General features: G+C 70.6%; 20 protein-coding genes and 1 pseudogene. 12 read left to right on the top strand and 9 right to left on the bottom strand.

The genetic code is table 11. The annotated features are described in order from the left end of the window. Window positions 1–281: 281 nt before the first annotated feature. Window positions 282–1,268 (bottom strand): DMT family transporter, encoded by a 987-nt coding sequence (locus tag ACEN2M_RS11740; RefSeq protein WP_441648311.1) that lies wholly within the window; start codon window positions 1,266–1,268, stop codon window positions 282–284. On the opposite strand from ACEN2M_RS11740, the pseudogene ACEN2M_RS11735 reads away from it, so the two are divergent. Together ACEN2M_RS11735 and ACEN2M_RS11730 are read left to right on the top strand one after the other, a co-directional pair. Continuing rightward, window positions 1,267–1,500 (top strand): annotated as a pseudogene (locus ACEN2M_RS11735) (GntR family transcriptional regulator); the annotation flags it as partial. The gene ACEN2M_RS11740 and the pseudogene ACEN2M_RS11735 sit on opposite strands and share 2 nt — an antisense overlap. Window positions 1,501–1,877: 377 nt before the next feature. After that, window positions 1,878–2,897: an aminotransferase-like domain-containing protein gene (locus ACEN2M_RS11730; protein WP_441648310.1), complete on the top strand. Its 1,020-nt coding sequence runs from the start codon at window positions 1,878–1,880 to the stop codon at window positions 2,895–2,897. Here ACEN2M_RS11730 and tcuA read toward each other — a convergent pair. From tcuA to ACEN2M_RS11715, 3 genes are all read right to left on the bottom strand, one after another. Further along, window positions 2,894–4,375 (bottom strand): FAD-dependent tricarballylate dehydrogenase TcuA, encoded by a 1,482-nt coding sequence (tcuA, locus tag ACEN2M_RS11725; protein WP_441648309.1) that lies wholly within the window; start codon window positions 4,373–4,375, stop codon window positions 2,894–2,896. The two genes, ACEN2M_RS11730 and tcuA, sit on opposite strands and share 4 nt — an antisense overlap. Window positions 4,376–4,485: 110 nt before the next feature. Further along, window positions 4,486–5,187: a response regulator gene (locus tag ACEN2M_RS11720; RefSeq protein ID WP_441648308.1), complete on the bottom strand. Its 702-nt coding sequence runs from the start codon at window positions 5,185–5,187 to the stop codon at window positions 4,486–4,488. Continuing rightward, window positions 5,184–6,857 carry an ATP-binding protein gene (locus tag ACEN2M_RS11715; protein WP_441648307.1) on the bottom strand — a complete coding sequence of 558 codons (1,674 nt, stop codon included), beginning with the start codon at window positions 6,855–6,857 and terminating at the stop codon, window positions 5,184–5,186. The genes ACEN2M_RS11720 and ACEN2M_RS11715 overlap by 4 nt, the downstream gene beginning before the upstream one ends. Window positions 6,858–6,971: 114 nt before the next feature. Here ACEN2M_RS11715 and ACEN2M_RS11710 point away from each other — a divergent pair, with 114 nt between their 5' ends. Genes ACEN2M_RS11710 through ACEN2M_RS11700 form a run of 3 tightly spaced genes read left to right on the top strand, consistent with a single transcriptional unit; the run spans window position 6,972 to window position 10,169 of the window. Beyond that, on the top strand, window positions 6,972–7,952 hold the full coding sequence (locus ACEN2M_RS11710) for a Bug family tripartite tricarboxylate transporter substrate binding protein (protein ID WP_441648306.1): 981 nt from the start codon (window positions 6,972–6,974) through the stop codon (window positions 7,950–7,952). Continuing rightward, window positions 7,949–8,587 (top strand): tripartite tricarboxylate transporter TctB family protein, encoded by a 639-nt coding sequence (locus ACEN2M_RS11705; RefSeq protein WP_441648305.1) that lies wholly within the window; start codon window positions 7,949–7,951, stop codon window positions 8,585–8,587. Before ACEN2M_RS11710 ends, ACEN2M_RS11705 begins: the two co-directional genes overlap by 4 nt. 1 nt (window position 8,588) lies before the next feature. Next, entirely contained in the window at window positions 8,589–10,169 is a 1,581-nt protein-coding gene (locus tag ACEN2M_RS11700; RefSeq protein ID WP_441648304.1) for a tripartite tricarboxylate transporter permease, read from the top strand. A gap of 8 nt (window positions 10,170–10,177) precedes the next feature. Here the strand turns inward: ACEN2M_RS11700 and ACEN2M_RS11695 are convergent, their stop codons facing one another. Beyond that, window positions 10,178–10,870 (bottom strand): hypothetical protein, encoded by a 693-nt coding sequence (locus ACEN2M_RS11695; RefSeq protein ID WP_441648303.1) that lies wholly within the window; start codon window positions 10,868–10,870, stop codon window positions 10,178–10,180. A 124-nt stretch (window positions 10,871–10,994) separates the two neighbouring features. Here ACEN2M_RS11695 and ACEN2M_RS11690 point away from each other — a divergent pair, with 124 nt between their 5' ends. Together ACEN2M_RS11690 and ACEN2M_RS11685 are read left to right on the top strand one after the other, a co-directional pair. Next, complete coding sequence (locus ACEN2M_RS11690) at window positions 10,995–11,303, top strand: hypothetical protein (RefSeq protein WP_441648302.1); 309 nt, start codon at window positions 10,995–10,997, stop codon at window positions 11,301–11,303. A gap of 144 nt (window positions 11,304–11,447) precedes the next feature. Continuing rightward, window positions 11,448–11,645, top strand: a complete 198-nt coding sequence (locus ACEN2M_RS11685) for a hypothetical protein (RefSeq protein ID WP_441648301.1) — start codon at window positions 11,448–11,450, stop codon at window positions 11,643–11,645. Window positions 11,646–11,694: 49 nt separating this feature from the next. On the opposite strand, the gene ACEN2M_RS11680 is transcribed toward ACEN2M_RS11685, so the two are convergent. From ACEN2M_RS11680 to ACEN2M_RS11670, 3 genes are all read right to left on the bottom strand, one after another. Next, window positions 11,695–11,898, bottom strand: coding sequence for a hypothetical protein (locus ACEN2M_RS11680; RefSeq protein WP_441648300.1), 204 nt, complete (start codon window positions 11,896–11,898; stop codon window positions 11,695–11,697). 95 nt (window positions 11,899–11,993) lie between these two features. Next, window positions 11,994–12,653 (bottom strand): response regulator transcription factor, encoded by a 660-nt coding sequence (locus tag ACEN2M_RS11675; protein ID WP_441648299.1) that lies wholly within the window; start codon window positions 12,651–12,653, stop codon window positions 11,994–11,996. Continuing rightward, on the bottom strand, window positions 12,650–13,846 hold the full coding sequence (locus ACEN2M_RS11670; protein ID WP_441648298.1) for a sensor histidine kinase: 1,197 nt from the start codon (window positions 13,844–13,846) through the stop codon (window positions 12,650–12,652). Before ACEN2M_RS11670 ends, ACEN2M_RS11675 begins: the two co-directional genes overlap by 4 nt. A gap of 173 nt (window positions 13,847–14,019) precedes the next feature. Between ACEN2M_RS11670 and ACEN2M_RS11665 the strand changes: the two genes are divergently transcribed. From ACEN2M_RS11665 to ACEN2M_RS11650, 4 genes are all read left to right on the top strand, one after another. After that, the gene (locus ACEN2M_RS11665; protein ID WP_441648297.1) at window positions 14,020–14,556 is read left to right on the top strand and encodes a hypothetical protein; all 537 of its coding nucleotides are present in this window, start codon (window positions 14,020–14,022) and stop codon (window positions 14,554–14,556) included. Window positions 14,557–14,626: 70 nt separating this feature from the next. After that, on the top strand, window positions 14,627–15,505 hold the full coding sequence (locus ACEN2M_RS11660) for a transposase (protein WP_441648296.1): 879 nt from the start codon (window positions 14,627–14,629) through the stop codon (window positions 15,503–15,505). A gap of 44 nt (window positions 15,506–15,549) precedes the next feature. Then, complete coding sequence (locus tag ACEN2M_RS11655) at window positions 15,550–17,349, top strand: helicase HerA-like domain-containing protein (RefSeq protein WP_441648295.1); 1,800 nt, start codon at window positions 15,550–15,552, stop codon at window positions 17,347–17,349. Between the two features lie 104 nt (window positions 17,350–17,453). Then, on the top strand, window positions 17,454–18,395 hold the full coding sequence (locus ACEN2M_RS11650) for a S1C family serine protease (RefSeq protein WP_441648294.1): 942 nt from the start codon (window positions 17,454–17,456) through the stop codon (window positions 18,393–18,395). Window positions 18,396–18,416: 21 nt separating this feature from the next. Here ACEN2M_RS11650 and ACEN2M_RS11645 read toward each other — a convergent pair whose 3' ends face one another. After that, entirely contained in the window at window positions 18,417–18,689 is a 273-nt protein-coding gene (locus ACEN2M_RS11645; protein WP_441648293.1) for a DUF2277 domain-containing protein, read from the bottom strand. 428 nt (window positions 18,690–19,117) lie between these two features. On the opposite strand from ACEN2M_RS11645, the gene ACEN2M_RS11640 reads away from it, so the two are divergent. Beyond that, window positions 19,118–19,387: a hypothetical protein gene (locus ACEN2M_RS11640; RefSeq protein WP_441648292.1), complete on the top strand. Its 270-nt coding sequence runs from the start codon at window positions 19,118–19,120 to the stop codon at window positions 19,385–19,387. Window positions 19,388–19,448: the final 61 nt, after the last annotated feature.

Genomic DNA, 19,448 nt, shown 5'->3' with positions numbered 1-19,448 from the left:
GAGTCGGCTGAGCGCTTATCGGGCTCTGGATGGTTCGGGGTCACGCACGCTCCTGTCCGGCTTTCGCGACAAACCGCGACGGCGGCAGCTTAGAACCAGTAGGTAACCAGCGGGTGAACGCACGTCACACCCGTTCATTCTCCCCCGCGGCCCCCGTTCCGTCTCTCCACGCGCACGCTAGAAAGGAGAAAGGGAGCTAAAAAGGACCAAATTGCCAATTCGGTCCCTTTTAGCTCACTATTTCCTTTTCAACGTTCGTCGCCCCCGGCGGCGGATGCGGGTCAGCGGATGCGGGCGCGCACGGCGGTCGCGGCGCAGAGGATCACCGCGAGGGCGCCGACCAGCACGATCAGGTCCAGGTGCTCACCCAGGAGCAGGGTCGCCCAGACGATGGTGAGCACGGGCTGCACGAGCTGGATCTGGCTCACCCGGGCGATCGGGCCGATGGCCAGGCCGCGGTACCAGGCGAAGAAGCCCAGGAACATGCTCACCCCGGCCAGGTAGGCGAAGGCCAGCCAGGCCGGGGCATCCGCCTCGGGCCAGCCGGAGCCGAGGCCCAGCAGCATCAGCGGCACCATCACCGGCAGCGCCACGATCAGCGCCCAGCAGATCGTCTGCCAGGAGCCCAGCTCGCGGGAGAGCAGCGCGCCCTCGCCGTAGCCGATGGCCGCGAGCGCGACGGCGGCCACCAGCAGCAGGTCGGCCGGCGCCAGGCCGTGCAGGCCGCCGTTGCTGAGCGCCACGAAGCCCACCACCGCCGCCACCCCGAGGCCGCTGGCGAGCCAGAACCGCACGGACGGCCGTTCCCGGGCGCGGAGCACGGCGACGACGGCCGTGGCGGCGGGCAGCAGCCCGATCACCACGGCGCCGTGCGCGGCCGGAACACTCTGCAGGGCGAACGAGGTGAGGATGGGGAACCCGGCGATCACTCCGGCGCCCACGACGGCCAGGCGAAGCCACTGCACACCATGCGGCACCCGCTGCCGCAGCACGGCGAGCACACCGATGGCCAGCAGCCCGGCCAGCACGGCCCGGCCGGCGCCGACGAACAGCGGGTCGAGCTGGCTCACCGCCACCCGGGTGAGCGGCAGCGTGAAGGAGAAGGCGAGAACGCCCAGCAGCCCGAATGCCAGGCCGGCGGACGGAGATCCGTGCGGTGCGGCGGCGGCGGCGGCGGGCGAGGCTGCAGTATGCGGTCCCGCGGCAACGAGCTCCGACGCGGATAGCACTGGCGCCGCCGGAACGATAGCGCTATTCTCAGTTTTCATGCAAGAGGATAGCACTATGTCGGACTCCACCGCCGTCACCGGGGCGGACGGTGAATCCGCCCATCTCGCCATCGAACGTCGGCTGCGCCGGCTGGTGGCCTCCCGCCCGGCCGGTGAACGCCTGCCGTCCACCCGCGCCCTGGTGCAGGAGCATGCCGCCAGCCCGCTCACCGTGCAACGGGCGTTGCAGCGCCTGGTGCTCGAAGGGCTCGTGGAGACCCGGCCGGGCGCCGGCAGCTTCATTGCGCGGCGGCCCGGCGTGCACAGGGCCGACTTCGGCTGGCAGACCACGGCGCTGGGCACCGCCCGCACCGGCGCCGACGCCATCGGAGTCGCCATGGCGAGCGCCGGGCCCGGGGTGGTTTCGCTGCACTCCGGTTACCCGGCCGAGGAGCTCCTGCCCACCCGGCTCGGGGGGGGGGGGGAGGGGGGGGGGGGGGAGGGAGGAAAGAAGAGGGAGAAAGGAAAGACAAAGGGGGGGGGCGAAAGTGCTTTCGCGTTTTTGTGGGGTGGTGGTGGCCAGCAGGGGGGAGAAGGGGGGGGTTTTTGTTGCAGTGGGGTGACGGGGTGGGGGCTCTTTTCCCCATGGGGTTTGGGTGGCCCTTTGTGGTGGGGGCGCCCCACACAAGCACCGCGGTCGAACGGGCCCCGCTGGCGGGGCTGCCCGATCTGCTCACCTGGTTCGCGGCTGAGCTGGCCCCGGCCGGGGCATCCCGTGTCGCCCCGGCGACCGCCGACGACGTGGTGATCACCCCGGGCGGGCAGAGCGCGCTCTCGTCGATCTTCCGAGCCCTGGCCTCCCCCGGCGACGCCATCGTGATGGAGTCGCCCACCTACTGGGGCGCCATGGCGGCCGCCCGGCAGGCCGGGTTGCGGGTCGTGCCGATCGCGCGGGGTGCCGGCGCGCCATCCGCCGCCGACCTCGACGACGCCCTCGGCGCCAGCGGTGCCCGCCTGTTCTACGCCCAACCGCACTTCGCCAATCCCACCGGGGCGCTCTGGTCCAGCGTCGAGCGCGCCGCCATCCTGGCGGTGGTCCGGGCCCGCGGCGTCTACCTGATCGAGGATGACTGGGCGCACGACTTCGGCATCGACGCGGATGTGGTGCCGCTGGCCGCCGACGACGCGAACGGCCACGTCGTCTACGTGCGCTCGCTCACCAAGAGTGTCTCCCCCGCTATCCGGGTCGGCGCCGTCGTGGCCCGCGGCCCGGCCCTGGCCAGAATCCAGGCCGACCGCACCGTGGACGACCTCTACGTCAGCGGCATCCTGCAGGCCGCCGCCGTGGACGTGCTCTCCGACCCCGGCTGGCGCAGCCACCTCACCCGGCTGCGCGGATCGCTGCGCAGCCGGCGCGACGAACTGGCCCGGCAGGTGCGTGGCCAGCTGGGGGCGGATGCGCTCGAGCTGGTTCCCCGGGGCGGGCTCAACCTCTGGCTGCGGCTGGCCGACGGCGTCGACATGCCCGGCCTGGCCCGGCGCAGTCGCGCCGAGGGGGTGCTGTTCTCCCCCGGCGACGACTGGTTCCCCGCCGAACCGACCGGCTCGTTCCTCAGGCTGAACTACTCCAGGGCCCGCCCGGAGATCTTCGAGGAAGCCGTGGCGACCATCGCCCGGCTGCTGCCCTAGGCCAGCTGGCCCGCCCGACGGCCGAACACCATGCCGGCGGTGAGGCCGGAGCCGCCCGGGTAATTCTTCGAGAACAGGCCGCCGAGCGCCTCGCCGCAGGCGAAGAGGCCCGCAATCTCGCTGCCGTCGGCACGCAGCACCCGGCCGTGGGTGTCGGTCTTCAGCCCGCCGAAGGTAAAGGTGATGCCGCAGGTCACGCCGTAGGCGTAGAACGGGCCCGTCTCCAGCGGTGCGGCCCAGTTGCTCTTCGGCGGCAGCACCGCCGCGCGCCGGCCGTCCTTGATCGTGGGGTCGAAGGCTGTGGTGCGATCGATCGAGTCGTTGAACTCCCCCACCGTGCGGGTGAACGCCGCCACGGGGATGCCGATCTTCTCGGCCAGCTGCGCCAGGGTGTCGGCGACCTGCACCGAGATGCCGGGCATGTCGTATTCCTCGGTGCGCAGCATCGGGCGCAGCGTCGCGTCGAAGATCTGCCAGGCGACCGATCCCGGCTGCGCCAGGATCTCGCGGCCGTACTTGGCATAGGTGTAGTTGCGGAAGTCGGCGCCCTCGTCGAGGAAACGCTCACCCTCGCGGTTCACCAGGATGCCCAGCGGGTAGGACTGCCGGGTGAGGCGGTTGGTGAGAACCCGGTTGGACTCGTTCTGCGCGGTGAAGGCGTCCCACTGCACCGAGTGGCAGGTCGTCCAGTCGCCGCCGCGCGCCGCTCCGTGCCGCAGCCCGGCCTCGAGCAGCTCGCCGGTGTTGAACGGCGTGCCGCGCACCTTGGCGTTCTGCCAGCCGGCACCCATCTCGGATTCGCGCAGCGTCGGGCTGGCCTCGAAACCACCGGATGCGATAACCACCGACTCCGCGTGCAGCTCGCTTCCGTCGGCCAGACGCACCCCCACGACCCGGCCCGTGTCGTTCAGGACCAGGTCCACGACGTGCTGGCCGTAGCGAATCTCAGCACCCTCCTCGAGGGCGACCCGGGTGTGGTCCGCGATCAGGCCCTCGCCGCCGCCCACGTTGCCGATGTGCAGACCGCCCCAGAAGAGGTACGAGCCGTCGGGTCGGTCGTAGGCCTGGCGTTCGTACATCAGCCGGTACTGCAGGCCCAGGCTCGCCAGCCACTCCACGGTCGGTCGCGCCTCGTGCACCAGTACCTCGGTGAGGTCGGGGTCGTTGCCCCCCTCGGTGACCTTGACCAGGTCGGCCCTGAAGTCGTCGACCGAGTACGACGGCACGATCGAGCGCTCGTGCCGGTCGTCGGGTTGCACGAACGACTGCAGGTCGTCGAGCCCGTCGTGCGGCACCCTGGTCGCCCCCGCGGTGTAGAAGCTGTTGCCGCCGGCCTCGTGCTGCTCGCCGCGCTCGAGCAGCAGCACTCGCCGGCCGCGTCGCGCCGCGGCGTGTACCGCGCTGAATCCGGCGTTCCCGCCGCCCACGACGATCACTTGGGCGTCGGTCACTGCTTTTCCGGTCACTGCCTCGGTCACTTCATCCTCCTTGACGAATATCTCGACGTCGAGATTCTTCATCGATCGTAGGACGCATCGCTCCGCCGGCGTGGTTTAGGCCATATTGGACGTAGTGGCTGCGGGAGTGGTCAGAAGCCGTCCTGGCCCGTCCAGCGGTACAGGTTCTGCGGCCGGCCGACGTCACCGTACTTCGCCGTCACCTCGACCTCCTCGAGCAGGGCGAAGTGTTCGAGGTACCGCCTGGCGCTGACCCTGGACATGCCGAGAACCTCGGCGAGGGCCGCGGCCGTGATCGGCACCGTGTTCGCGCGCAGGGCGTCGATGACCAGCCGGGCCGTGTTCTCGGAGAGCCCTTTCGGCAAGGCCGCGCGCGTGCCCGCGGCCTTCCGGCCCTGCATCGAGTCGATTTGGGCCTGGGTCAGATCGGTGCTGTCGAGCGGCCTGGCGTCCGCGCGACGCGCGGCATAGCGGCGCATCCGCGCGGTGAAGTCCTCGGGCCGGAACGGCTTGAGCAGGTAGTCCACGACACCCAGCTCCAGCGCCTGCCTGACCAGCTCGGGGTCGGGTGCGGCGGTGACCATGATGACGTCCAGCGGCGCCACCGACGCCGAACGCACCGTGCGCAGCAGGTCGAGTCCCGACGCGTCCGGCAGGAACATGTCCAGCAGCACCAGGTCCACGCCGCCGTGGGCGATCCGTGTGGCAGCAGCGGCCGCCGTGAGTTCGGTGCCCGCGACGTCGAAGCCATCGATCGTGGCGAGAAACCTGCGGTGCAGGGCGGCCACGGCGAAGTCGTCTTCGACGATGAGCACCCGGATCGTTTCGGTCATGCGGGTGGCTCCTCGGGGTGGGGTGATGAAGCGGATGGTGCCGGTAGCTGCACCTGGAACCTGGCGCCGCCGAGGTCGGCACGATCGATGCTGATCTCACCGCCCCGCTCAGCCACGTGGTCGTGCACGACGGCGAGACCGATGCCGTGCCGCCAGCCGTCGGCCTCTTTGGAGGTTCGGCCGGACTCGAAGATGTGCTGCGCGTCGGCCTCGCTCACCCCGGGCCCGTCGTCATCGACGATGAGTTCGAGCCCGTCGCCGTCACCGAACAGGAAGACCTCGATGCTCGAGTCGGCGGCCTCGATGGCGTTCGAGAGCAGGTTGCCGACGACGGTGAGTTCCGCCGGCCCGACAACGACATCGGGTGCCACCCGGCTGTCTTCCGAAATCGTGAGCGTGATGCCTTCAGCGTCGGCCTGCGCCTGCCGCGAGGCGAGCAGCGCCGCGAGCACCGGCGACTGGATGCGCTGCCACTCCGCTGAGGCGCCGGGGCGCTCCGCCCGCGGCAGGCTGTCCAGGTAGCTGCTTGCGTCGTCGAACTCACCGAGCCTGAGCAGGCCGGCGACAACGTGCATCCGGTTGTCGAAGTCGTGGGCCTCGACCCGCAGCACGCCGGACCGTGCCCGTTCGTCGCCGAGCGTCGCCAGCATCGACTCCAGCTCGCTGCGGTCCTGGATGACGAGGGTGCTGCCCACGGCGCGGCCGTCGGCGACCGCCGTCGAGCGGGTCACCACCAGGGTGCGCCCCGCGGTGATCAGTTGTCTCGTGCCCGGCCTGGTTTCGGTGTCGAGCAGTGCGGCCACCGCGGCGGGGAGCGCCTCGCGTGCGTGCCGGCCCTCGACCGGCCCGGCCACGGCCAGCAGCCGCTTCGCCCCGGCGTTCATGAACGCGATCCGACCGTCGTCGTCGATGCCGATGACGCCGTCTTGAACCCCGTCGGTCATGGCGGCCCGCGACTGCACGAGTGCGAGCATCTCGCCGGGCTCCACCCCGTAGAGCCGGCGTCGCAGCCGGGCCGTCACGGTCCACGACACGACCAGCCCGAGCAGCACCGCGAACAGGGTCGGCACGATGATCTGCAGCGCCCGCCCGGCCACCTCCTGCTGCACGGCCCGCAGCGGCACCCCCGCCGAGACCGTGCCGACGATGCTGCCGTCCGGGGCGATCACGGGCACCTTGGCGCGCAGGGTCAGGCCGACCGGACCGTCTTCCTCCGAGCCCACGAACCGCTCCCCGGCGCGCACACCGGAGTGGTCGCTCGAGACCGGCTTGCCCACCAGTTCCGGCCAGGGGTGGGCGACCCGCAGATTGTCGAGGTCGACGACGGTGATGTAGGACACCCCCGCTGCCTCCTGCATCGCCGAGGTGACGGGTTGGATCACGGCGTGCGGATCCGCCGACTGCAGGCCCTCGATGACGACCGGGAGGGTGGCGACGCTGTCGGCGAGGACCTCGAGATCCCCCTCGGCCGCATGCCGAACCTGATCGGCCTGCACGAACACCGCGATCCCCGCCGCGACGGCCGCGATCAACGTGATCACCGCGACCTGCGCGACGAACAGGCCGAAGGCGAAGCCCCGGCGCCGTGCGGTCGTCGTCCCGTCGGGGTGCACGCGCGGCAAGCGGCGACGCAGCGACGAATCACGAGCGTTTCGTTGTGGTGAGTTCATCGCGACCGAATTGTCCAATATGGCTAGATATGTGCGCAACGGCGCTCGGGGCGATGTGTCGACATAGGTTGGGGCCTCAATCGATCTCCTACAACGTCGTAAGGGTGTTCTCTCGTGAAACAAGTATTACGCACCATCGCGTTCAGCTCGGCGGTGGCGCTGATCACAGGCCTCGCCGTCGCCAACGCAGCCTCTACCGGATCGTCCTCCACGGTCCGCAACAAGTTGACCGTCATGGCCCCGGCCTCGCCCGGTGGCGGATGGGACGGATTCTCCCGCGAGTCGCAGGCGGCCCTGCGTTCGGAGGGGATCGTCAACAACGTGCAGGTGGCCAATGTGCCCGGGGCCGGCGGCACCATCGGGCTCTCGCAACTCGTGCAGATGAGCGGCAGGAACGACATCCTGATGGCCACCGGCGGGGTGATGATCGGCGCGATCGCGCTCGGCGACACCCCCGAATCGCTGCAGGATGTCACGCCCATCGCCCGCGTCGCCGACGACTACGCCGCCCTGGTCGTGCCCGCTGACTCGCCGATCACGTCGCTGGACGACTTCGTCGAGGCGTGGCAGGCCGACCCCAAGGGAACCTCGATCGCCGGAGGCTCGCTGGGCTCCATCGACCACCTCATGACCGGTCTGCTGGCCGGGGCCATCGGGCTCGACCCCGAACAGGCCAACTACATCGCCTACTCGGGCGGCGGCGAGGCGCTCTCGGCACTGCTCTCGCACACCACCACCGGCGGCATCTCGGGCTACAACGAGATCTCCGGGCAGGTGGAGGCGGGCCAGTTGCGGGTTCTCGCGGTCTCGTCGCCCGAACGCATGCCCGGCGTGGAGGTGCCGACCTTCATGGAGTTGGGCGTCGACGTCAGCATGTCGAACTGGCGCGGCTACGTCGCCCCGCCCGGGCTGAGTGAGGCCGAGACGGCGGAGCTCGCCGCGATCGTCGAGGAAATGCAGGCTTCGTCTGCCTGGGCCGAGGTCCTCGAACGCAACAACTGGACGGACTCGTACCTGGTGGGGCCTGACTTCGAGGCGTTCCTGGGCGAGCAGCAGATAGAGATCGACAAGATCATTGAGGAGCTCGGACTGTGACCACCGCATCGACCGCACCCGCCGGCACCCGTCCGTCACCGGAGCCAGGCACCCTCCGCCGACAGTCCTGGTGGACCGGCCGTGGCGAACTCTCAGTGGGGCTCCTGGCGCTGGTCGCCGCCGCCCTGCTGATCGTCGGCACCGTCACGATGAACGTGCGCGGGGACCAGGAGCCCGGCCCGCAGTTCTTCCCGATCATCGTGATCTGCCTCCTGCTCGTCACCGGCGGCTGGGTCACCGTGCAGGCGCTGCTGCCCCGCCGCTCGACCACCAGGGTCTGGCACCGCCCCGACATCTCCGAGGACATGCTCGGGGACGTCGCCGGCACCAACACCGAGCTCATCAAGCTCGACCACCTGCACGCCGCGGCCGGCGCAGAAGACGAGACCACCTTCGACTGGCGCACGTTCGGACTCGTGCTCGGCGCCGTCGTGCTCTTCGCGGTGCTGCTCAACCCGGTGGGCTGGATCTGCAGTGCCGCCATCCTCTTCTGGCTCGTCTCCTACGCCCTCGGCAGCCGGCGTCCGATCTTCGACATCGGCGTCGCCCTCATTCTGAGCTCGGCAGTGCAGCTCGCTTTCAGCGCCGGACTGGGCCTCGCCCTGCCCTCCGGCATCTTCGGATGGATCTTCTGACATGGACCAGATCACACTTCTCCTCGAGGGGTTCTCGGGGGCACTCACGCCCATCAACCTGCTGTGGGTGCTCATCGGCGCCGTCCTTGGCACCGCCGTCGGCGTGCTGCCCGGGCTCGGCTCCTCGATGGCGGTGGCCCTGCTCCTGCCGGTCACTTTCAGCCTGGACCCCACGGCGGCGTTCATCATGTTCGCCGGCATCTACTTCGGCGGGCTGTTCGGCGACTCCACCGCCGGCATCCTGCTCAATACGCCGGGCAACTCCTCGGCCATCGCGTCTTCGTTCGAGGGCAACCGGATGGCGAAGAGCGGGCGGGCGGGCAAGGCTCTCGCCACCGCTGCGCTCGGCGCGTTCTTCGGCGGCACCCTGGCGACACTGGTCACAGTGTTCGCCATGCCCCTGCTCGTGTCGATGGCGACGATGTTCGGCCCCGCCGAGTACTTCGCGCTGGCGGCGTTCGCCTTCCTCGCCGTGAGCTCGGTCGTCTCCGAGTCGATCGTGCGCGGACTGCTCTCGCTCGGCATCGGCCTCGCACTCATGCTGGTGGGCATCGACGGCCCCAGCGGCACCGAACGGTTCACCTTCGGCATGCCGCAGCTGTTCGACGGCCTGTCCATCGTGGTCATCACCGTGGGGCTGCTCGCCCTCGGCGAGGTGTTCTCCGTGGCCTCCCGCATCCACCGCGAAGACGGCTCGGTGCAGATCATCCAGCAGGGGCGCGCCTGGCTCAACCTCGGCGACCTCAAACGCGCCGCCCCGGCGTGGCTGCGGGGCACGGCGTTCGGGCTCCCGTTCGGCATCATTCCCGCCGGCGGCGCCGAGGTGCCGACCTTCCTCGCCTACGGAACCGAGAAGCGGCTGGCGAAGGCCCGTGGCGACAAGAATTTCGGCACCGTCGGCAGCATCCGCGGGGTCGCGGCACCGGAGGCGGCGGCCAACGCCACGGCCGGCACCGCGATGGGCGCCCTGCTCGCTCTCGGTCTGCCCACCTCCGCCACGGCGGCGATCATGCTCGCCGCCTTCCAGCAGTACGGCTTGCAGCCGGGACCGCTGCTGTTCGCGCGCACGCCCGAGCTCGTCTGGACGCTGATCGCGTCGCTGTTCATCGGCCTGGTCGCGCTGCTCATCCTCAACATGGGCTTCGCCTCACTCTGGGCGAAGCTGCTGCTGGTACCCAAGCACTATCTCTACGCCGGCATCACCGTGCTCGCCGTGCTCGGCGTCTACGCCATGGGGTCGTCGGTGGTGGACGTCTGGGCGCTCATCGCGATCGGGCTGATCGGCCTGTTGATGCGACGCTTCCGCATTCCGTTGGCGCCCGTCATGATCGCCGTCGTCCTGGGCCCGCTCGCCGAGACCGAACTACGTCGCGCGCTGGCTGTGTCGGCGGGCGACCCCGGCGTCCTGGTGTCCAGCCCGTTCACGATCACCCTCTACGCGATCCTCGCGATCGTCACGGTGGTCTCGGTCGTGCAGCACCTGCGGAAGCGGCAGCGTACCGCCCGCGCCGCCGTGGTCGCACCCGAACCGTCTGTGGTCGACTCGGCGACGAGCGACAGCGAGAGCTCCCCGCGCAGCTGACCGGCTGGTTAGGCTCTGCCGCCGTCGGCGCTCTGCTCGACGGCGGCGAGCCAATCGCTCCAGAACAGCTTCCAGTGCTCGCCCTCGTCGAACGAGACCACCTTGTCGTGCGTCACGCCCAGCCGCAGCCGGCCGTCTGGCAGCAGGTCGGTGGAGAACAGGATCGACCCCAGCGGCGCCCCGGCACGGTCGACGGTGAAGCGCAACGCCTTCGCCGCGGGCTTGGAGCGCAGCACCAGGTCGACACCGGGAACCAGGTCGGCGCGCGCATCCTCGTCGAGCAGCAGCGCCCGCAGCACGTCCCGGTCCAGGGCGAGCACCTTGGTGCGGCTCACGCTGAAGCTGCCGTCTGGCATCTGGCCGGGCAGCCTGAGGCCGGTGATGCGTTCGTAGCCCACGGTCACCCCCTGCGCCCACCAGCCGTCCACGCCGTGCTCGGCGTGCACCCAGGCGGCGATGGCGGTGTGTCCGGCTTGGCGCCCCGGACCGGCGTCGATCAGATCCGCCCACTCGTCCCAGGTGTGTCCGGTGTTCTCCAGGATCGACTCGTCGGTCTGCACGGGTTCGGCCGCCCAGCTGCGGCCTCCGGCGCGGCCGGGTTCGGCGGGTGGCGCCGGCACGCTCGATGGGGCGCCTGGGCGGGCCGCGGCGGCCGTCATCCGGTCGCGGACGCCGTGGGTGAAGGATTCGTTCGAGGTCATCGGGCTCCCGGGTTCGCAATCGAGAATACGGGGCGTGGGCCGTGTGGTCCAGCAGCGTGCTGCCGCCGGCGACGCGAGCAGTCCGTTGATTCCCTAGACTGAGAGGGAAGGGGGCGATGTCCGGATGAGCAAGAACAAGAGCGACGAACCGCGCGACGAGTTCGACCACGTTCAGATTCCCGAGTTCCTGGCCAGGCCGTTCGAGCGCCTCGCCCGCCGCCCTGCCGCCGGCCAGCCCGCCGCGGGCAGGCCCGCCCGGCCTTCCACGAGCGACCGGGTCGACGAGAGCACGGATGCCGACGGCAACGTGGATGCCGACACCCCCGACGACACCGAGCCCGTTCAGCGGCAGTGGTGGGCCGGCTACAAGGGCAAGATGCTGCTCTACGGCGTTGGCACCCTCGTCATGGTCTTTCTGCAGTCCCGCACCTGACCTGCCGCGGCGGCCCGCCGACTACATCTACCGCAGTACACAGGTTCATCCGTTCAGGGGATGCCGGCCACGACGCCTTTCGAGACGATTGATGTACCGATCCAGGTCATCTGGTCGCCAGCCGCCCCGTCGAGAGGACCGACCATGACCACCATCCTGCACACCCTGCCCACCCGCCGGTCGCTCCGCCCGGTCGTCATGACGGCGAGCGTCGTCACGGTGGCGGCCGGCAGCCACGGACCGGCCGATCTGCCCGTCAGCGTCAATCGCGCACCGGCGCACGCCCTCGACCGGATCGCGCTCTGGGCAGCCCAGCCGGCCGGCTTCACGCGCGCCGCCTAGGCCACCCGCACTCGCGCCGGTCACAGAGCCGGAACAAGTGACCGGGGGCTCAGGGGCCCACCAGCAGGATGAGCACGTGATAGACCACGTAGGCCGGCCAGACGATCGCCTGGAGCAGGCCCAGGACGAACGCCCAGAACGACCCGTCCGACGTGGAAATGAAGTAGATGGCGGCTCCGACGTACGCCAACAGGAAGAAAAACCCCCAGGACCCGTCGCGCACGATCACGCTGCCCCGACCATCCGTTGCCATCAGACCCTCCACTCGTGAGAATTACCTGACTGACCGATGGAACACAGGGTAACCGCGCCGTCCGCCGAGCGATACCGGCGCCAGGAGCCGCGCGGTCAGGCTCTGATGCCCGCCTGCACCGCCAGGGACACCAGCTGGGCCCGGTTCTGGGTGCCGGACTTCATCATCGCCCGGTTGGCGTGGGTCTTCACCGTGAATGGCGACACGAAGATCTGGGCGGCGATCTGGGCATTGTCCAGCCCCGCCACGATCAGCGTCAGCACTTCCCGCTCCCGCTGGGTGAGCTCCACAAACCGCAGCACCGCGGCGGGGTCGCTCGCCACGGCCGCCGGCTCGGCGATGTGCTCGACGAGGGCGTTGACGGCGGCGGGCGACAGCGCGTGGTTGCCGCCGGAGACCCGCAGAATGCCGTCGGTCAGCTCGGTGCGGCTCGCGCCCTTGCCCAGGAAGCCGTCCGCGCCGGCCCGCAGGGCGGTCAGGACGTAGTCGTCCTGCTCGAAGGTGGTCAGGATCAGGATGCGCACGGTCTCGGCGGGATGGTCGGCGCGGATCCGGCGGGTGGTCTCCACCCCGTCTATGCCCGGCATCCGGATGTCCAGCAGCACGACGTCGACCGCGGTGCTCTCCAGGAGCCGGACCGCGGAGATTCCGTCGCCGACCTCCGCGACGACGGTGAGGTCGGGATGCGCTTCCAGAATCGTGCGGAGGCCCGCCCGGATCATCTCCTGGTCGTCGACGATCAACACTCGGATCATGCGGGGGCTCCATTCGTCAGCACCGGCTCGGCCGGCAGAGTTGCCGTGAGCCAGAAGAATCGTGCGTCCTCACGCACCTGCACCTGCCCGCCGGTGGAGGCGGCGCGCTCGCGCATACCCACCAGCCCGTGGCCGCCGCCGGCCGTCGGGCCCGCTGCTGCGTTCAGTTTGCGCAGGTTGACCACCTCAAGGGCGACACCCGCCGGGGTGACCGATACCCGCACCGACACGTCTCCGCTGCCGTGCCGGTGCGCGTTGGTGAGTGCCTCCTGGCTGATCCGGTAGGCCGCGGCGCTCACCGCCAGCGGCAGGTCCACCTCCAGGCCGGAGAGCGTGGCCTCGATCGTCAGGCCGGCGCGGCGAAAGGTCTCGATGAGTTCGGGGATGCGGCCGTGCTCCGGGGTGGGCGCGAGGCTGTCGGGTTCCGCGCCCACCCGCAGTACCCGCAGAATCTCCTGGGTCTCGCGGAGCACCGCCTGCACGCCCTGCTGGGCGGCGGCCAGGTCTCCGCGGCTCGCGTGCGCGTCGGCGGGCAGGTGCACGTCCGCGGCGCCGAGGTGCATGTTCACCACCGCGATCTGGTGGCCCACACTGTCGTGCAGGTCCCTGGCGATGCGCAGCCGCTCCTCGGCCACGCTCTTGTCCACGGCGGCCGCCCGGGTGGTGATGGCCTCGGTGGTTCGGCGGTGCAGTTCGGTCCAGTACCGCCGGGACTCGCGGATGGCGCTGCCCACGGCGGCGGTCGCGATCGCGGCAAATGCCGACACCGACGCCTCGGGGTTCACGGTGATGCTGAGGCTGCCGGACACGAGCCATACCGAGGCGAGGTTGGCGGCCGCGACCACTCCACCGCTCGCCACCGCCGACATGCCACGGAGGGAGAGCAGCAGGGCGGCGAAGCAGGCGATCGACCAGTTGGCGATCGGCGCCCAGCCGAACAGCGCGCCGATCAACGGGCCGGCCGCCACCAGGACCAGCCCGAGGTAGGGAATCCGGTAGCAGAACATCACCCCGGCGGTGGTCGCAACGAGGGCCAGCACTCCACCGACGGGCAGGCCGGCCCCGGCGACCGTGATCCCTTCCACAATGATGGCCAGGGCCACGATCACCAGGATCACCCGTTCCAGCGTGGGGCCGGTGCGTGACCAGAAGGGGGAACGCGGGGCACGTCGCGGCTGCTCGAGGGAGGTCACAGGCCAATCCTCCCAGTTGGACAAGGAGCCACGTAGTCCGTCTGCAGTACGGGGCGACCGTCCGGACGCACGACGATTCAGGTTCGGCAGCCGCCGAGGATGGGATCTACCGGCGAACCGTCCGTGGCTCGGATCACTCGCCGGCCATCATCCACTCGAAAGCGAGCATCACCATGACCCAGGCCACCCCCACCTCCGGCACTGGCTTCAGGGCCTACGAGTACACGACGATCCGGGTGCCGCGCGACCTGGAGTCGATCTACGCCGACAGCTACCGCAACTTCGGCTGGATCACCGAAGCCACCGAGACCGGTCTGCCCGGCGCCACCACGGTGACCCTCAGGCTCAAGCGTGACCGGGCGTTGAAGAACCGGCCGCTGGTGGCCGAACTGCAGCGCCAGGCCGACGTCGCCCTGGTCGCGATTGCCGCCCTCGAGCGATCCGCATCCACCGCAGCCCTCGGCCTGTCCATCGGGGTCGGCATCGTGGGCACGGCCTTCCTGGCCGGCTCGGTCTTCAGCCTCGAGGCCGGCCTGGTGCCGCTGTCGATCGTGCTCGGCGCCGTGGGACTCGTCGGCTGGTTGGCCGGCTACCTGGTGCACGGGCGGGTCCTCGCCCAGCGCACTGCCCGCGTCATCCCGCTCGTCGACGCGCAGTACGACGTGGTCTACCAGAGCGGGGAACGGGCCAGTCACCTGCTCGCCGCCTGAGCGGGCCCTGTCGGCACCCGAAGCAGGTCGAACGCTGGCGCCACGGGTCCGCGCGGGCGAGGATGGTGCCATGGTCGCCACCCTCGCCGCTGTCGCCCGGGAGCTCTACGGCATCCAGCCCCAGGACTTCACCGCAGCCCGCAATGCCAGGGCGCGGGAGCTGAAACTCTCGGATGCCGCTCTGGCCAAGCAGGTCGCGGCGCTGCGGAAGCCCGCACCCGCGGCCTGGGTGGTGAATCTCCTGGCCCGGGAGAACTCCGACGATCTCGCCGCGCTCCTCGACCTCGGCGAGCACATGCGCACCGCCCAGGAGCAACTCGACCGGGACGCGTTGCGGCGACTCGGCGGCGAGCGCCGGACCGCCGTCACCGCGCTCGCCCAGGCCGGTGCCGCGCGAGCCGCCGCACTCGGCCACCCACCCACCGCGGCCGTGGCCGACGAGGTCGAGCAGACCCTGTTGGCGGGCACGTCGGATCCGGCCGCCGCCGGCGCGGTCGCCAGCGGGGTATTGGTCAAGCCGTTGCGGGCCGGCGGCTTCGACGCCGTCGACCTCGACGGTGCCGTCGCGGTGCCGGATGCGGAGGCGTGGGCCCCGTCGCCCGGCGGCGCCCGCAGCCCGGCACCGCCGGATCCCGTGCAACTCGCCGACGTGCGCCGCCGCAAGGAGGCCAGGCGGGAAGCGGAGCGTCTGGAGCGCGAGGCGGACGCCGCGGTCGCGGAGGTCGATGCCCTGGAGCGGCGCGCTCACAGGCTCGAGCTTCGCCGGGCCAGCCTGGAGGCCGAGATCGCGGAGCTTCGGGAACAGCTCGACACCGCCGAGGCGGCGCTCGCTGCCGTCACCGCCGACGACGGCGCCCTCACCGATGCCCGGAGCCGGGCCATCCGTGCGGCGGAGGACGCCAGAAACCGCGCCCGCGACGCCGCCCACGCCGCCGAGGAATCCGACTGACCCGCCCCTGCCGCGAGCGGCTTGGCGGCGGTTAGGATACCGCCATGACTCCCAGCGATGCAGTCGACGCCGTCAGCCAGCTCAAGGCGAAAGCGGATGCGGCCAGGGCCGCCGCGCTCCGCGCCCAGGCCGACGCGGAGGAGGCGGAAACCCAGCTGCGCCAGGCCGAGGCGCAATCCGCGGCCACCGCTCCCGAGTCGCCCACGCCCCCCTCCGGCCCCCTCGACGACGCCCAGGTCCAGGCGATCCGGTCCGGCTACGCCTTCGACGGGCCGGCGCTCGAGCTGGGCGCCCTCGTCAATGGCGAGGCCCGCCCCGACGTGCAGATCCGCATCCCGCTTGCCATGACGAACCGGCACGGGCTGGTCGCCGGAGCGACCGGAACCGGGAAGACCAAGACGCTGCAGGTGCTCGCCGAGCAGCTGTCGGCGCACGGGGTGCCGGTGTTCGCCGCCGACATCAAGGGCGACCTCTCCGGCATCGCCAGCGCCGGCACGCCCAGCGACAAACTGCTCGCCCGCACCAGTGCGCTCGGTCAGGACTGGGCCGGCGCCGCGTCCCCCACGGAGTTCTTCTGCCTCGGCGGCATCGGCCACGGCGTTCCGATCCGGGCAACCGTGGCCGGGTTCGGTCCGCTGCTGCTGAGTAAGGTCCTCGGTCTCAACGACACCCAGGAGTCCAGCCTGGGCCTGGTCTTCCATTACGCCGACGAGGCCGGCCTGCCGCTGCTGGACCTCACCGACCTGCGGGCGGTGCTCAGCTTCCTGATCAGCGACGCCGGCAAGGGCGAACTCACCGGCCTCGGCGGGCTCTCCAGCGCCACCGTCGGCGTCATCCTGCGCGAACTCATCACCTTCGCCGACCAGGGCGCCGACGTCTTCTTCGGGGAGCCCGAGATCGACACCACCGAATTCCTCGCGGTCACCGCCGACGGCCGCGGCCAGGTCAGCCTGCTCGAGGTGCCCGGGGTGCAGGATCGGCCCGCCCTGTACTCGACGTTCCTGATGTGGCTGCTCGCCGACCTCTTCAACGACCTGCCCGAGGTTGGCGACCTTGACAAGCCGAAGCTGGTGTTCTTCTTCGACGAGGCGCACCTGCTGTTCCGGGACGCCTCCAAGGACTTCCTGGCCGCGATCACGCAAACCGTGCGGCTCATCCGGTCGAAGGGGGTGGGCATTTTCTTCGTCACCCAGACGCCGAAAGACGTGCCCGGCGACGTGCTCGCCCAGCTGGGCTCCCGGGTGCAGCATCAGCTGCGGGCGTTCACCCCGGATGACGCCAAGGCGCTCCGGGCGACGGTCTCGACCTTCCCGCACTCGGGCTACGACCTCGACGAGGTCCTCACGGGGCTCGGCATCGGCGAGGCCGTCGTCACCGTGATGAACGAGAAGGGGGCACCGAGTCCGGTCGCGTGGACCCGGCTGCGCGCGCCGCTGGGGTCGATGGCGCCCACCCCGGCCGCACAGATCGAGGCCACCATCAACAGCTCCCCGCTGCTGGCCCGCTACGGCGAGCCGGTCGACCGCGATTCCGCCCGGGAGCTGCTGGCGACCCGGCTGGAGGCGGCCACCCGGGTCGCCGACGCCGAACAACGGGCGCTCGACCAGGCCAAGGCCGACGCCGAATTCGCGAAACAGCAGGCTGCCGCCGATGCGCAACAGGCCAAGGCGCAAAAGAAGGCGGACGCCGACTACGAGCGGCTCCGGCGCCGGGCCGAGACCGGATCCCGCACTCGCGCCAGGCCGCAGAAGTCGGTGCTCGAAGAGGTGCTCGGCTCAACCGCCACAAAGACCATCCTCACCGGCATCGTCACGGGCATCTTCGGCACCCGCCGCCGCCGCTGACCTGCGCGGCCCGCCAGGGTCGCTGCACGCGCACCGACACCCGGCCGAACGCTGGCAGCGAACGGCTCCCCATCTCCCCCGCCCGCGACGTACGCTCTGGATTCATGAGCGATGTTCCGGCGATGGATGATGACGGGCTCCTCGACGCCTACTCGCGAACCGTCATGGCGGTGGCCACCCGGGTGCTGCCGAGCGTGACCAGCGTCACCGTGCGCACCAGGCGCGGCTCTGGGTCGGGAAGCGCCAGCGTCATCACCGCGGACGGCTTCCTCCTCACCAGCGCCCACGTCGTCGCCGGCGCCGAACGCGCCGAGGTCGGGTTCGCCGACGGCACCAGCAGCGAGGTCGAGGTCGTCGGCCGCGACACCCTGTCCGACCTCGCCGTTTTGCGCGCGCATGGCGCCACCCCGCAGCCGGTTCAGCTCGGCGACGCCGCCCAGTTGAAGGTCGGCCAGGTGGTCGTGGCGCTCGGCAACCCGCTCGGCCTGGCCGGCAGCGTCACCGCCGGCATAGTGTCGGCGCTCGGCCGGTCGCTGCCCACCCGGTCCGGCCGGGTGATCGACGAGGTGATCCAGACCGACGCCGCCCTCAACCCCGGCAACAGCGGCGGTGTGCTCGCCGACAGCGCCGGCCGCATGGTCGGGGTCAACACCGCGGTGGCGGGCATCGGGGTGGGCCTGGCGATTCCGATCAATGTGACCACCCGGGCGATCATCACCGCTCTGATGACCAGGGGCAGGATCCGGCGGGCCTGGCTCGGCATCGCCGGTGCCCGGGTGCCGCTCTCGCCCGAACTCGCCGCCCGGATCGGCTCACCGACCGGTCTGCAGGTGGCGGCGGTCGCGCCGGGCAGTCCGGCCGAGCTGGCCGGCCTACACCGTGGGGACATCGTCGTCGCGCTGGCCGGCCAGGCCGTCGTGACGGCCACGGCCGTGCAACAGCTCATGGTCGAAGACGCGATCGACAGGCCCATTGAGATCACGGTCTGGCGAAACGGCGCGCTGGTCGATGCCATCACCACGCCGCGAGAACTTCAGGAGTCCTGACGGGCGGGCATCACGACCGGATCAGGCTGCGGCGAACCGCTTCGCTGAGCGTTCCCTGGCCTTCTCCGCCTCGACCTCGCGGTTCTTGGGCGGCGCGGTCGTGACCAGATCCTCGAGCAGGTGGCGCGAAATGTGCGCTATCTCGGCTACCGCCCGGTCGAAGGCCTCCGCGTTGGCCTTAGACGGTTTGGTGGATCCGCTGATCTTGCGCACGAACTGCAGCGACGCCGCGTACACCTCGTCGTCGGTGGCGGCAGGCTCAAAATTGTGAAGCTGATGAATGTTCCGACACATACTTCGAGGGTACCCAGCCGGCCGCCCGCAGGAAAGTGCGAAAAAGTGTTGCGCGGCGTGCGTTCCGCCCGCTACGGTGATGCCTACGCCATACGACGAAAGGAGCCCAGCGTGATTACTCAGAAGACTGCATTCGCATTCAGCTTCACCGCCGGCTTCGTCGGCGTCTTCACCGCCTGATCGGCCAGTAGGTAACCCACCGGTCCAGACGGTGGTGACGCTCTCGAAGCCCGACCAGGCAGCATTCGCACTCGTGTGCATTCCCGCACCCGTTCGCATCCTTCTGCCCGGGTCACTCACCCCGTGAGCGGCGCGCAGTGCGCGCGTCGCCTCGTGCCGCCCTCGGGCGGCCACCCTTCATTCGGCGACCCCGAACGCCTGTTCCACGGTGCCCGGATTCGCGAACCTTCCCTAAGGAATGCATCATCATGAATACCCAACTGGCGCCCGTTCCGGGCCGCCACGACCACCCGCCCCAACCCGTTCGCTCCCCCGAGGCGCACACCGTGCGCCGCGTGGGCCTGCTCGATCGGGCCGCCATGCACCTGGGCGTCGCCCTGATCCACTGGGGCCGCCGTCCCGTCCGGTCCCGCCGGCGGAACCGGCCCGTCTTCAGCCCGGAATCGATCGAGGCCCGGCGGGAGCTGGACCGGGTTCGGGACCAGTATCTGGTGCTCAAGATCACCCAGTTCCGGTGACGCTCACCGCGCAGGCCCGTCGTCGCGGCTCCGGCCGCGGCGACGGCCCGCGGGGCCGGGC

Origin of the sequence: Cryobacterium sp. W22_MBD10_FK3, assembly GCF_052113745.1 — a bacterium.
In the GTDB taxonomy this organism is placed as follows: domain Bacteria; phylum Actinomycetota; class Actinomycetes; order Actinomycetales; family Microbacteriaceae; genus Cryobacterium.
This window is presented reverse-complemented; position numbering and strand designations above follow the sequence as displayed.

Bases quoted from the DNA above. Each gene is read 5' to 3' on its own strand.
- ACEN2M_RS11740 (WP_441648311.1), bottom strand. From the start codon at position 1,268: ATGAAAACTGAGAATAGCGCTATCGTTCCGGCGGCGCCAGTGCTATCC.
- ACEN2M_RS11720 (WP_441648308.1), bottom strand. From the start codon at position 5,187: ATGACCGAAACGATCCGGGTGCTCATCGTCGAAGACGACTTCGCCGTG.
- ACEN2M_RS11715 (WP_441648307.1), bottom strand. From the start codon at position 6,857: ATGAACTCACCACAACGAAACGCTCGTGATTCGTCGCTGCGTCGCCGC.
- ACEN2M_RS11700 (WP_441648304.1), top strand. From the start codon at position 8,589: ATGGACCAGATCACACTTCTCCTCGAGGGGTTCTCGGGGGCACTCACG.
- ACEN2M_RS11695 (WP_441648303.1), bottom strand. From the start codon at position 10,870: ATGACCTCGAACGAATCCTTCACCCACGGCGTCCGCGACCGGATGACG.
- ACEN2M_RS11690 (WP_441648302.1), top strand. From the start codon at position 10,995: ATGAGCAAGAACAAGAGCGACGAACCGCGCGACGAGTTCGACCACGTT.
- ACEN2M_RS11685 (WP_441648301.1), top strand. From the start codon at position 11,448: ATGACCACCATCCTGCACACCCTGCCCACCCGCCGGTCGCTCCGCCCG.
- ACEN2M_RS11680 (WP_441648300.1), bottom strand. From the start codon at position 11,898: ATGGCAACGGATGGTCGGGGCAGCGTGATCGTGCGCGACGGGTCCTGG.
- ACEN2M_RS11675 (WP_441648299.1), bottom strand. From the start codon at position 12,653: ATGATCCGAGTGTTGATCGTCGACGACCAGGAGATGATCCGGGCGGGC.
- ACEN2M_RS11665 (WP_441648297.1), top strand. From the start codon at position 14,020: ATGACCCAGGCCACCCCCACCTCCGGCACTGGCTTCAGGGCCTACGAG.
- ACEN2M_RS11660 (WP_441648296.1), top strand. From the start codon at position 14,627: ATGGTCGCCACCCTCGCCGCTGTCGCCCGGGAGCTCTACGGCATCCAG.
- ACEN2M_RS11655 (WP_441648295.1), top strand. From the start codon at position 15,550: ATGACTCCCAGCGATGCAGTCGACGCCGTCAGCCAGCTCAAGGCGAAA.
- ACEN2M_RS11650 (WP_441648294.1), top strand. From the start codon at position 17,454: ATGAGCGATGTTCCGGCGATGGATGATGACGGGCTCCTCGACGCCTAC.
- ACEN2M_RS11645 (WP_441648293.1), bottom strand. From the start codon at position 18,689: ATGTGTCGGAACATTCATCAGCTTCACAATTTTGAGCCTGCCGCCACC.
- ACEN2M_RS11640 (WP_441648292.1), top strand. From the start codon at position 19,118: ATGAATACCCAACTGGCGCCCGTTCCGGGCCGCCACGACCACCCGCCC.